This is a genomic window from Hydrocoleum sp. CS-953, from assembly GCF_002260545.1.
Lineage (GTDB): Bacteria > Cyanobacteriota > Cyanobacteriia > Cyanobacteriales > Microcoleaceae > Trichodesmium.
The window spans coordinates 1-13,193 of sequence record NZ_LGSU01001434.1 but is presented as its reverse complement, the minus strand read 5'-3'; the positions used below and the strand labels follow the sequence as shown (position 1 = coordinate 13,193).

The 13,193-nt window shown below is 36.4% G+C and carries 11 protein-coding genes; 4 read left to right on the top strand and 7 right to left on the bottom strand.

Going from position 1 to position 13,193, the window contains the following annotated elements; translation table 11 throughout:
* Positions 1–3: 3 nt before the first annotated feature.
* Together AFK68_RS29805 and AFK68_RS29800 are read right to left on the bottom strand one after the other, a co-directional pair.
* Positions 4–750, bottom strand: a complete 747-nt coding sequence (locus AFK68_RS29805; RefSeq protein ID WP_094677509.1) for a class I SAM-dependent methyltransferase — start codon at positions 748–750, stop codon at positions 4–6.
* 343 nt (positions 751–1,093) lie between these two features.
* Entirely contained in the window at positions 1,094–1,780 is a 687-nt protein-coding gene (locus AFK68_RS29800) for a Uma2 family endonuclease (protein WP_094677507.1), read from the bottom strand.
* Between the two features lie 405 nt (positions 1,781–2,185).
* On the opposite strand from AFK68_RS29800, the gene AFK68_RS37560 reads away from it, so the two are divergent.
* Complete coding sequence (locus AFK68_RS37560) at positions 2,186–2,329, top strand: hypothetical protein (protein ID WP_168186709.1); 144 nt, start codon at positions 2,186–2,188, stop codon at positions 2,327–2,329.
* Positions 2,330–2,906: 577 nt separating this feature from the next.
* Here the strand turns inward: AFK68_RS37560 and cimA are convergent.
* Positions 2,907–4,505, bottom strand: a complete 1,599-nt coding sequence (gene cimA, locus AFK68_RS29790; RefSeq protein WP_094677503.1) for a citramalate synthase — start codon at positions 4,503–4,505, stop codon at positions 2,907–2,909.
* Positions 4,506–4,783: 278 nt separating this feature from the next.
* Between cimA and AFK68_RS29785 the strand changes: the two genes are divergently transcribed.
* The 3 genes from AFK68_RS29785 (at position 4,784) to AFK68_RS29775 (ending at position 8,323) form a co-directional block, all read left to right on the top strand.
* Entirely contained in the window at positions 4,784–5,122 is a 339-nt protein-coding gene (locus AFK68_RS29785) for a 2Fe-2S iron-sulfur cluster-binding protein (protein ID WP_094677501.1), read from the top strand.
* 462 nt (positions 5,123–5,584) lie between these two features.
* Positions 5,585–6,688, top strand: coding sequence for a glycine oxidase ThiO (gene thiO, locus AFK68_RS29780; protein WP_094677499.1), 1,104 nt, complete (start codon positions 5,585–5,587; stop codon positions 6,686–6,688).
* 372 nt (positions 6,689–7,060) lie between these two features.
* Positions 7,061–8,323 carry an OFA family MFS transporter gene (locus AFK68_RS29775; RefSeq protein WP_094677497.1) on the top strand — a complete coding sequence of 421 codons (1,263 nt, stop codon included), beginning with the start codon at positions 7,061–7,063 and terminating at the stop codon, positions 8,321–8,323.
* A gap of 477 nt (positions 8,324–8,800) precedes the next feature.
* Here AFK68_RS29775 and AFK68_RS42835 read toward each other — a convergent pair whose 3' ends face one another.
* The 4 genes from AFK68_RS42835 to AFK68_RS29755 all read right to left on the bottom strand — a co-directional run bounded on the left by AFK68_RS42835 (position 8,801) and on the right by AFK68_RS29755 (position 12,521).
* Positions 8,801–11,356, bottom strand: coding sequence for a penicillin-binding protein 1C (locus AFK68_RS42835; protein ID WP_246844546.1), 2,556 nt, complete (start codon positions 11,354–11,356; stop codon positions 8,801–8,803).
* 8 nt (positions 11,357–11,364) lie between these two features.
* Positions 11,365–11,706 (bottom strand): DUF5615 family PIN-like protein, encoded by a 342-nt coding sequence (locus tag AFK68_RS29765; RefSeq protein ID WP_094677495.1) that lies wholly within the window; start codon positions 11,704–11,706, stop codon positions 11,365–11,367.
* A gap of 78 nt (positions 11,707–11,784) precedes the next feature.
* A complete protein-coding gene (locus AFK68_RS29760) occupies positions 11,785–12,111 on the bottom strand; it encodes a DUF433 domain-containing protein (RefSeq protein ID WP_094677493.1) in 327 nt (108 codons plus the stop codon).
* Positions 12,112–12,287: 176 nt separating this feature from the next.
* Entirely contained in the window at positions 12,288–12,521 is a 234-nt protein-coding gene (locus tag AFK68_RS29755) for a hypothetical protein (protein ID WP_094677491.1), read from the bottom strand.
* Positions 12,522–13,193 lie beyond the last annotated feature (672 nt).

The window sequence follows — 13,193 nt, the reverse complement described above, 5'->3', positions numbered from 1 at the left end:
ACTTTATGGTTTATTTGCTTTGATAAAAACCATGCGATCGCTAAATTTCAATACTGATTTATCCTCATATTTCTCTTCCATTTCTTTTAAACCTCCTGCTAACTCAGTATCATTAAATTCAGAAAGCAAAAACATATAACGATTTTCTACCATTTCAAAATACTGACTTTTTGGCAATTCTAAAGGGTACTCTATAATATCAACATCGACAAGAAAACCTACTTGCTGAAGTAAATTTATTAGTTCTTGATAGTGAGGTTGTTTTTTTTCGTACAACTCTAATGCTTTGGTAAATAAAGGATATTCAATGGTGGGTGGTAAGAGCAATAATAGAAAAATTCCCCCTGGAGTTAATCTTTGCCATAAATTCTGGAATAGTAGAAATTTTTCCTCTATATAATGGATAGCTTCTTTTAAGAAAATTTTGTTATAACTTCCTGGTTTTTGAGAGAATTCTACTCCATCCATTTCTATAGGATTAAATTGACTATTTGTCGGAATTTTTTCTAGCATTTCCCCAGAAGGATCGACGCAAATAATTGGTGGCTGTAACTGAATTTGATTCATAATTTCTTTACTATAAATTCCTGTTCCACAGCCAATATCTACCAAAATATCTGTAGGAATTAGGTGTAAATGTTCGATAATTTTTTTAGTTGTGAATTTAATATATTCAGGAGAATATGACCAGAGATTATCGTAAATATTGGCGATATTTTTGTAATGGTTTTCGGAAGGATTATTCATCATAGTAAGGAAGGCACTATATAGATTTTAAGGCGGATGGCACAACACAGATTTTGCCACGGATGTACGGATGATTAGAAAAATGAATCTCTATATTCATTGATTAGAAAGCTATTACTACTATACTTCATAAACCGGGAATGCGTTGTCTAATAAGATAGAAGTTTAATTGTAAGCATTCAGCTATTAGCATTCAGCATTCAGCTTTTCGTGCGGAATGCTGCGAAAAATTATATTTTAATTCTCCTTGTAGACTAATTCCTCCTAACCGTGTGATAATAATCTAATAACTTATAGCTGAGAGCTGTTAGCTGATGGCTAAATGCTTATGTTTAATTCTTGGGATTTAATCATAATTTTGGTTCAATTTTTTGACAAAGTTTTGATATTCTGGAGAATTTAATCCCTGTTGTAAAATTGCTAATACTTGACCTAAATCTCCTGCGAGTAAAGCTTCTTGAGCTAACCATAAACCAGGGAAATATTCACTACAAATAATACCTTTTTCATTGGGTTTAAGTTTAATATATTTTCCTGCTCTTAGCCTAAACCAATCAATTTCTCTGTCATAAACCCGCCAAACTAAATATTCTTGAACTTGATTGTTTTGATAGATTTTTAATTTTTGATGTAAATCAATAGAAGCGGTGCTAGCTGCAATTTCTACAATTAATTCTGGCGCACCTTCTACATAGCCATCTTCACTAATTGTTGATTGCCCATTAACAGTAATTCTCAGTAAAACATCGGGTTGAGGTTCATTTTCTGCATCAAGACGTACTGTACAATTATCTCCTAGTTGCAGATTAGGAGTAGAAGCTTTATAGAAACCAAGCCATGTTATAATTGAAGCATGGGGTTCTCCATGTTGATTAATTCTTAAAGGTGATGCCATATAAACAATTCCTGCAATTAGTTCGGCTTTTTTAACATGAGGCATCTGTTCATAACGCCGTTCAAATTCTATACAAGTAAGTTTATCGCCGTTTTCCAGGGGTGGAATTTTTGTTGATGTTAGGGTGCTTTGAGACATAAAAATTTTTGAAAGTAGGAGTTCAAGTTTTTCGTAAGTTCAGTAGGGTGCGTTAGGCGCTTACGAAAAACTAGGTTTTGTCTGTAAAATATCAGCTTGCGCTGTAACGCACCATTGATTAGGGTCAGTTTTAGGGTATAGCGGTGCATTACATTCAACTAACGCACCTAAAGCACCCTAGTAAAAATGGTGCGTTACGACGGATTGTTAAATCCTTTTCACCGTCTAAATTTAAGCCGTTTAACGCACCCTACTGGACTGTTTCAACTAAAGAAAAGTTTTCCCCTAACAAATTGGGGACAAATGTTAGTCATAAATAGACAGTTGTATTATTCGTAATTACCTTATTTTCTGTTGAATAAAACAACTAGAAGAAAATAATAATTAGTGAGGGTAATATCTATTATGTCATTATTAAAGTCTGGTGTAAAGGTTGTTGAAGGTTTAGCAGACTTTGTTGGTAATTTAGGAGGAATGCGAGTCGTTAAAAATTCAGGTCGCATGATTTACGGCTCTGGAGAATTAGTTTTTGGGGTGTTGGTAAATTAGAGTATGATTTGTATTTTTTGGTAATTGCTAAACTATTGAATAACAAATATTTGAGATTGTTCAATTTTTATTTTCATACCTTTATTTACCAACGCCTTTTTTGGAATAATTACTGACAGTGATGAGCTGGTAGAGAGTGGGGTTAAAAACTTAAAAAAAGGTGCTACAGGAGTAGCAGGTGGTTTACTAGGAAACGAATTACGAGAAAAGTTGGGCATTGATGGTGATGATGAAGACTCTAACGATGGAGGCGAGTAAGTGTAACGTCTTACAAAGACGAGAATAAAACATGAACTCTTGCCAAGTTATCTAAATAAATGAACTGAAATATCCAGCAAGAAAATTAAAATTATCCTGAATTTTAGGGGTAAATTTTGAGTAGATAATCACAATCATTTGCACTCTTTTGGCTAAAATAGTCCACTACTGCCATAATACCCATAAAAATGTATCTTGGGTAGAACGAATCAGTGAAACCCAACAAAACCCTATTATTGTGGGGTTTCCTATGTCAACCCAACCTACGCTTATTGCAGCATTTTAGTTGTTTGAGTCCACTACTAATAAACCATACAGTTTACGAGACCACACTCACCACATTTTCTTGACACTGACTTTCTAACATCAAACCATACTCCAAACCTTCAACAACTGCCTGATAAGAAGCATCCAAAATATTAGTAGAAACTCCCACAGTCGTCCACCGTTCCTGACTATTACTTGACTCAATTAATACCCTAGTTTTAGCAGAAGTACCAGCCCCACCATCCAAAATTCTCACTTTATAATCTGTTAAATAAAAATTAGCGATCGCCGGATAAAAATTTCCTAACGCTTTCCGCAAAGCAGCATCTAAAGCAGAAACCGGACCATTCCCTTCAGCAACTTCCAGAATATCCCTACCATCAACAGCAACTCTCACCGTTGCCAAAGAATTAGAAACCTTACTACTTCCCTTATCCAAATGCACCTGGAAACCTTTAATTTCAAAGAAATGCTGCCGTTGCTCTAAAGCAGTCCGCATCAATAATTCAAAACTCGCCTCTGCACCCTCAAACTGATAACCCTCATTTTCCAACTCTTTTAACTTCTCCAAAATTTGCCGACAAGCAGGGTTTTGCCGATCTAATTCAATACCGAAACTTTTTGCCTTTGCCAACACATTACTCAAACCTGCTTGATCAGAAATTACAATGCGACGACTATTACCTATTTGTTGTGGTTGAATATGTTCGTAAGTTAGAGGGTTACGTTCCACCGCCGACACATGAATACCACCCTTGTGCGCAAAAGCAGATAAACCCACAAATGGCGCATGGTCGTCAGGAGCAAGATTAACTATTTCACTAATACCTCGACTCGTCTGAGTCAATTTTTCCAGTTGTTGTGACTGAATGCAATCATAACCTAACTTAATTTGCATATTAGGAATTAAAGTACAAAGGTTAGCATTACCGCAACGTTCCCCATAACCATTAATAGTTCCCTGTACCATCAGCGCTCCTTCCATCACCGCAGACAAAGCATTAGCCACAGCAGTACCAGAATCATTATGAGTGTGAATGCCTAATTTTGCAGTAGGTAAAGCTTGAGAAACATCTGCCACTATCTGACTAACTTCGTGAGGAAGAGTACCTCCATTAGTATCGCACAAAACCAACCATTGTGCGCCAGCATTATGAGCAGCAGCTAAAGTTTGCAAAGCATATTCAGGATTATTTTTGTAACCATCAAACCAATGTTCGGCATCATAGATAACGTGGCGACTTTGACTGCACAGATAAGAAATTGTATCTGAAATCATCGCCAAATTCTCTTCAAGAGTAGTTTTCAACCCTTCAGTAACGTGCAGATCCCAAGATTTTCCAAAAATTGTCACCCAGCGCGTACCCGCAGACAAAATAGGTTGGAGAGTAGGATCGGATGCTGCCTGTTTTCCTGGACGACGTGTGGAACAAAATGCTACAATTTCTGCTTGAGTTAGGGGTTGCTCTTTGAGTCGCCAGAAAAATTGTACATCTTTAGGATTTGCACCAGGCCAACCACCTTCGATAAATGGAATCCCTAAACTGTCGAGTTGGTGGGCGATGCGTAATTTATCTTCCAGGGATAGAGATAGTCCTTCTCGTTGGGCACCGTCGCGCAGAGTTGTGTCGTAAATCCAGATTTTGTTCATGGTGGTTGATGGTAGGTTTTAGGTACTAGGTTAGTCAATCATACAACCTAGTTTGAAGGAAGATACTTACAATTAAAAGATTTTTCAACTTAATTTAAACTTTATCATTCATAGGTAAATTTTTGCATAAATTATATCATTGAAGAGTGGATTTATCTGAATATGCTTGAATATAATTAATTTCACGCCAAAACTGCCCCTACTATTCCAACATTTTATGTGAATTTTTAGCTGTTGCTCTATAATCAATATTAGTCAAGATAATGAAATAATTTGTTATGGTTAAGATTCAGGCTCAGGGTAAAATTATAACTTGCGCTAAAGGAGAAAATCTACGTCAAGTTTTACTGAAAAATAATGTTGATGTTTATAATGGCAATGCGTCAATTATTAACTGTCGTAGTATTGGTACTTGTGGCACTTGTGCTGTGGAAATAGAGGGAGAAGTTTCTCAACCTCAATTGCGAGAAAAAGCCAGACTTTCTTTACCTCCCCATTCTCCTAATTCTCAGAAACGTTTATCCTGTCAAGTGAAAGTTTTAGGAGATATAAAAGTAACTAAATACAATGGTTTTTGGGGTCAAGGTTCTGAGATTGTCTGGACTCCCGAAGGATAATTTCAGTTATCAGTTATCAGTTATCAGTTATCAGTACCTCGAATCTGAAGTAGGAACCTTTAAATTTTGTAAAAGTATTAGTGAAGTCAGTTTAACGAAGTCAGAAGTCAGAAGTTGTTTTTGTAAGTCGGATTTGAGCAACCCTCCAAACACATTTTACCTTAGTAGGGTTTTAGACCCAATTCTATTGATAAAATGTTTATTAAGAAAAATCATTAAAAATATCTGGGATAGGAAAATATAATCAAGACATCAAAAAATATTTGTTGAGCTTTGAATAAAACAAATGTATAAACTCAAAAAGTATTTCTTATTCCTGATAATTATCCATCCAACTATTCGTAAAAGTATTAGTTAATCAGTGTAAAAAATCCCTGTCGTGCCCTTTTGATTTCCTTATTCCTTATTCCTTATTCCTTCTTCCTTCTTCCTTATTCCTTATTCCTTATTCCTTTATTTAATATGAATAAATCCAACGATATCCTAATTATTGGTGGCGGTATTATCGGTCTATCAATAGCAATAGAACTTAAACTTCTCGGAGCCAAAGTCACAGTTATTAACCGTGATGTTCAGCGAATTGCCACAAATGCTGCTGCGGGAATGTTAGCTCCCCAAGCTGAAGCTATTCCTCCTGGAAAAATGTTAGATTTATGTTTAAAAAGTCGGGCATTATATCCAGAGTGGGTGAAAAAAATAGAATCAATTAGTGGTTTAGAAACTGGTTATTGGCCTTGTGGAATTTTAGCTCCAGTTTATGCAGCAAAAGAGAGAAAAAATTATGCTTTACCAAACCTAAATTATCAATGGCTAAATCAAGTAGCAATTCATCAATATCAACCAGTATTAAGTCCTGAAGTAATTGGGGGTTGGTTTTATCCTCAAGATGGGCAAGTAGATACTCGTTATTTGTATCAGTCAATTATTGCAGCAGCTAAAGAATTAAAAATTGAGATTAAATCAGGATTTGTAACAGAAATAGTTCGCAAAAAAGATAAAATTCAGAGCCTCAAAACATCAATAGGTGAATTAGAAGCAGAACATTATGTCTTAGCTACAGGTGCATGGTCTCAGGAATTATTACCAGTTCCTGTATTTCCGATAAAAGGGCAAATGTTATCATTAAAAATTCCCTCAGATGTAAGTACAAATAATTTACCTTTACAGCAAGTTTTATTTGGAAATCAAACTTATATTGTACCTCGCAAAGATGGCAGAATAATTATTGGTGCAACTTCGGAAAATATCGGATTTGTTGATGGGAATACGGCTGCAGGAGTTCAACAATTATTAGGAAATGCAATTAGATTATATCCAGGTTTAAGAGATTACGAAATCTTAGAATTTTGGTGGGGTTTTCGTCCTAATACTCCTGACGAAATGCCAATATTAGGAGCCAGTAATTATGATAATTTGACATTAGCAACTGGGCATTATCGGAATGGAATTTTATTAGCACCTGTAACAGGAATGTTGATAGCCGATTTAATTTGGAATAATCATTCCGATCCGTTATTGACAGCTTTTAATTATTCTCGGTTTATGGAAATGGGGAGTAAAGTTTGAGGAATTTATGGGATATTAAATCCAGTAGTATTAGTATAAATAGAAGTATAGAAACCGGGTTTGTATGATATGCCCTACTATACTAATAGAGCAATCCTATTTCATTCGTGAAAAGCCAGAAATGGTATACTCTAATCAAATATTTGTTTGAGCTGGTTACACACAGTCTAGGTGCTCGGTAGACAACCTGACAGCAGATGAGTTGGCCCTTGTTTCTGGCCAAACGGGAGAAATTGGTCGAGGCGGGTACTGGATTTAATACTGCCCCGGATAAAATTTGCGAACACTAAATTGGCGATCGCCAAACGGCTTTATTGCCGACCATTCTGAGTCATCTAATTCAAATCTTAATCCTTTTAGGAGTCAAAGCTTATGAGTGGAACCACTGATTATGAGCAAAAGATGAAGATATTGGGAATACCTGCACATCAGGGGAGATGGTTGCTCATTCCTTTAGGGATGACGATCCTACTCTGCTTGGGAACTGTCTATTCCTGGAGCATTTTTAGAACCCCTTTAGAAAATGAGTTGGGAATTATTGCCAGTCAAAGCCTATTGCCCTATACATTTGCTTTGGTTTTCTATGCTGCATTTATGCCGATCGCGGGTTTTTACATTACTCGTATTGGAACCCGTCTAACAACGGCGATCGGGGGGACTATCGTCGGCTTAGGCTATATTCTTTCCAGCTTTGCCAACCATATTGGCATACTCATCTTCACATACGGGATCATTGCTGGCACCGGAGTGGGTATTGTTTATGGTGTGCCTATGGTTGTGGTATCTCGCTGGTTTCCAGATAAGAAAGGGTTGGCTTTAGGATTAACCATTGTTGGCTTTGGACTTTCGCCCCTGATCACCGCTCCCTTAGCGAACCAATTAATCAGTACCTATAGTGTTCGACCTACCTTACGCATTCTCGGTATCGCCTTTACAGCTATTATTCTAGCTATTTCCCTGACGATGAAGTTGCCTCCTAAAGACTGGCATCCTCAGCAGAATACCAGTGCTTCGACATCAAACTCAGGTCAGAGGGCACTCTCAAGCTATCCTGGGAACTTGTTTAAGAGTCGATCCTTTTATGGGTTGTGGGTTTGCTATGCTATTGGAACCCTAGTGGGTTTGAGTGCAATTGGCATTTCTAGTCCAGTTGGGGAGGAAATCATAGATATTAATCCAACGGTAGCTGCTAGTAGTGTGGCCTTATTTGCTTTGTTCAATGGGGTCAGTCGTCCGTTGTTTGGTTGGTTGAGCGATCGCTTCAAACCTCACTATATTGCCACCTTGTCTTATGTGCTGATCTTAATCGCCTGTATATTAATGGCTAATGCTCAAACGGGACAAGTGGCAACCTATCTGATTGCCTTCTGCCTGTTTTGGTTCTGTCTTGGGGGGTGGCTGGCTATGGCTCCAACTATTACATTGTGCTTTTTTAATCCTGACAACTATGCTCAAAACTACGGCATTGTCTTCACAGCATATGGCGTTGGTGCTTTGATTGGCACACTGTTAACGGGCAGGATCAGAGATTTATTTGGAAGCTATAATTACGTCTTTTACCTGATGGCGTTTTTAGCCCTACTCGGTATCGTCATAGCCCAGGTGCTGCTGAAACGGGAAAGAGTGGCAGAATGAGAGCGATCGCTGCGGCGTTGTAGGAACTATAGTTAAGGAAAAATTGTTCTCTAATATCATGTCCGTTTATATCGTTTGTGTAAACCCAAGCGTAAATATCTACAGAAAATTTAAGTTTTTTTCTTGATATTAAGCCTTGCTACCTGTTCCCTGTTCCCTGTTCCCTGTTCCCTGTTCCCTACCTTTGCTATACAATACCGATGCTAGCGGACATGATATAGCGCTACGCATTAAGGTTAGGACATTTTCAATCCTGTTTGCGCAGCATTCCGTAGGAAAACCCTTTGACCGTCTGCTGTTCCCTGTTCCCTATTCCCTATTCCCTAGCGCGTAGCGCTATATAAAAGATTTAGGCAAATTTATTCTGACAATATTTATTATTTTATCTTTAAACGGTCATATTTCAATAATTTCAAAACTCTTGTAAAATAGTAGTATAGCTACTATTTTTCTTCCTTATTTAAAACTTCTTGTTTCTTACTTATTCTTTCTTCCTTCTTGAAGTATAGAAAACCCCTGATAAGGAGATTGATTTGACAATTGTACTTGAAAACTTACTCGGTTTACCATATCTCCTGAACGTACTTCCAAATTCCACTTACCAGGGGTTAACTGCCAAAAAAAAGAATTATCAGAATTAACGACTAACTTCTCTCCATTCAACCACCATTCCACAGATTTATTAGCTGAATTTGCCAACTTAAATTCTAACTTTTGTTCTCCTGCACCACTATCAATTAAAAAGTAATCATCTTCTTGGGGAAATAAAATTTTTAACTCACCATTAACCAAACTAGACTCACTTTGTCTTGCCAACCATTCGTTATATTCAGCAGGTAAATTTCCCACTTGATAATTATTAGATAAATACTCATATTCTGCTAACTTTTCTGGATAAAAATACTCGGTCATTACCGACGGACAATCCGATTTAGGACGTAATCCAGAAATTGTACAAACTGAGCGCTGAACCATATTTTTTGGTGTAGGGAAAAAAGTCGGTTCCTTCTTTTCATGTAAATGCAGCATAATTCGATTCCATAAAGGTGCAGCACCCATAACTCCTGATATTTGCATCATTGGTTTGCCACTAAAATTACCTACCCAAACTGCAACAGTATAATCTTTGGAAAAACCAACCGTCCAAGTATCCCGAAAATCTGAAGAAGTACCCGTTTTTACTGCTGCTGGAAATGGCAAATTTAAAGCCGAATTAACTCCAAATTCTGTAGCTCTAGCATGAGTATCGCTCAACATATCTGTGATTAACATCCATTCAGATTTAGCATTAGGTATTAGAGAAATATCTGAATTTTTTGTTTCTAGAGTATCTTCCTTCATTTTATCTTGAAAAATTGGAGATGTTTGAGCATAAATGTTTCTCACAATCGGAATAAATTCTCCAAGTATAGCTATTTCAGATTCAGATTTAGCATTAGGTATTAGAGAAATATCTGAATTTTTTGTTTCTAGAGTATCTTCCTTCATTTTATCTTGAAAAATTGGAGATGTTTGAGGAGGAATTGTCGTAACTATAGGAATAACTTCTCCTTGTCTTGCCATTATTAAATAAGCTTTTGCCAACTCCCATAAACTAACTTCTCCACTTCCTAAACTTAAACCTAAACCATAATATTCTGGGGATGCTTTTAAATGTCTAAAACCTAATTGATTTAGACGGTTTAAAAAATTCTCTACTCCCACTTTTTCTAATACTCGTACTGCTGGAATATTCAGAGAATTTGCCAAAGCAATTCTGACAATAACAGGTCCTAAAAATCTATCTTGATTATAGTTAGTAGGGCTATAAAGTTGAGCGCCCGGAATTGCATAATATGTAGGCACATCTGCCAAAACAGTATTAGGATTAATTACTTTATTTTCTAATGCTAATTGATATAAAAAAGGCTTCAAAGTTGAACCTGGTTGACGTAATGCTTGTACCCCATCATTACTACCCATTTTTTGATAATCAAAATAATTAGGAGACCCTACATAAGCTAATACTTCTCCACTGTGATTATCAATAACAATAGCAGCAGCATGATTGACATTATAAGGTTCAAGATTTTTAATTATCTGCCGTACTTGAGCAGTGACAAATTGTTGTAAAGGTCTGTCGATAGTGGTGCGAATAACTGTAGGGGTAGCTGTCGTAAATAAGTTGTGATTAATATTATTAGTAGATAAATTTTCAGATAACCAAAAAAGAAAATGTGGCGCTGCAATAATACCTTGATTTTCTGGTTGTAAAGTTATTTCTTCAGCAAAGGTTTTTTCCGCCTGAGTTTGGGTAATATATTTGTCTTCAACCATCCGTTTAAGAACATACTTTTGACGTTTTTTGAGAATATTCCAGTGGTAATAGGGGTTGAGGTCAGTCGGGTCGTTAGGTAAAGCAGCAAGAATGGTTGCTTGAGCGAGGTTGAGGTCGGTAGCGGAAATGCCAAAATAAGTGCGGGATGCTGCTTCCACACCATAAATATTTCCTCCCATTGGTAAGCGGTTGATGTATGCTGCCAGGATTTGATTTTTGTTCATACCTGCTGTCAGTCGCCAAGATAACCATATTTCTCGAACTTTGTTGCCGAAAGTGCGCGGTGTCGGTTCCAACATTCGAGCAAGTTGCATCGTAATAGTAGAAGCACCACTGACTATTTGTCTTGCTTGGAGAGCTTCTAGGAGCGATCGCCCTATTGCTTTCATATCTAGAGCACCATGTTGATAATATCTTTTGTCTTCTGCTGCGATGATGGCGTTGATAAATAGAGGAGAAATTTTATCTAGGGGTACAACTATTGTGTTTTCTTGGTCGCGGGTGAGGATAGTTCCCAGAGGTAGAGCATTACGATCGCTAAATTTGAAAGTTTGTTGATGTTGAATTATGTCTTGAGAGCGAATAGGAAAAAGGTAGGGAAGCGATCGCCCAGTTAAGCATAACACTACAAAACCGAGAATAAATTTTGACCTTGGTTTGGTGTGCTGCCATTTTTGCCTAATATTTTTTGATATGTGTTTGGTAATTTTTATCATAATAAGTTTTATTGCTGTGGACGTTTAACTCGAATCAATTGATCTGTTAATGTTTCTTGAGCAGAAATTGCATCATTAATTCTGTTAGCCATTCTTTCTCTATCAAAATCATCTTTGCAAGCAATAATACCCCCATGATTTGATACGGTACGATGCAGTCGAAAAAAGTCAACTCGATTTAAAGTTAAAACTGCACGTTCATTTTGAGTAGCAAAAGCTAGTACCTCTAGATCGGGAATCTTTTGATTAGCTAATCCTGCTTCTTGTACTGTGAGAACATCGTGACCAAAAGTTCTCAGCAATTCCACAACCCGTTTAGGAAACTGTTCGTCAGCATAGATACGTACCACAGGTTAAATCTCCATTCTTGAATATCTATGTTACAAGTGTACTCAGTTTTCCATTTTTTATTAGAGACGTACCACAGGTTAAATCTCCTCATTTTCTCGAATAGCTGACTCAATATCCTGAGAATATACCTCAGCATAAGTCCAAGCATTAACTAGATCCCCTGCTTGGAGACTGGGATAGTCTTGCAGCAACTCCGACTCACTCACACCCAAACGACGAGCATTAACTAATACCCAAACAGGTATACGAGTACCAGCAATACAAGCATCACCTCCACAAACACCAGGGGTCTTTTCAATACCAGACCAACTATTAGCTAAACTTTGAGTTAAAAGTTGGATAGCTTGAAATTTTTCTGCTGGAGTTAGCGCCAAAAGTTGGGATTCTAAATCTTTTAATTTCATAGTTTATTCCTGAGTATCTATGATTATTTTAGATGTTTTGGGAGAATAATTGTAAGCATTCAGCAGATTGTCAATTAAGTACAAGTCTATTATAAGTAGTCGTTCAAAATAAATTTCCTAGTTGAGAGTTTGATTTTGTTTATCTATGAATTATTCGCCTTCAAGTAATAACTTAATTAAGCCATAGCCAAAACAGAATCTTGAACAACTTTTGGCAGTTCAATTATTACAAAATAATCGGCAGGATAAAGATCATCTTCTCCACTTTCATCAACTATTCTTAGATCGCCATCTTTGATTGCCTCTTCATCAGTTAAAGCGACATAAATTTTATGTAATTCCAAAGAAGCAGGATAATCTTTATTATTAATACAGACTGCAAATTGAGCTTCATATTTCAGATTATTCATAGTTTTTAATCCAAATAAAATTTACGTTTAATCTCTTTTTTACCAATTCCGTGAGCTTCATACCAGTGTAATTCAGCAACTCTAATCCTGCCATTGTTAAGACGAATCGTAGCTACTCCTTTTAATTTACGCCAACGCCCTTTCCCTTATGTTTTATTTAATCTTTCTAAATTGCGAATGGAATTACTAACTGCAATTATTTCAATATTAGTAATTTCACTAATAATTGTAAAATTCATCTATCATATTTTATAAAAAAAGAGTTTTTCTTTAGGCTAACATGATTATTCGGATAACTTCTGGCAGACTTTAAAATAATTTAATAAACTCACTTTCAACCGAAAGAAACCAAAACAAAAACTTCTCCAAATCCCACCTCGAATTTTTGGTCTTTTTACCGGAGATGTTATTATTACTATAGCAATCCTAAATAGGTTGTAATGTTTTATTGTAGGGGTTTGGTCTCCAAACCCAAGCATTAAGTGATTTGGAGACCAAACCCCTACTGTTTTTTCTCACAAATCATTTAGGATTACTATATTATATCTGTTACCGAAAAATCAAGGTATAAAGTCTCTCCATTCATGGAGAAAAAAGAAAAAAAAATTCCTTTTAGGCAATCCCTCTATTACAGAAGAGGTAATAATTAATAATTAATAATTAATTGTTGAA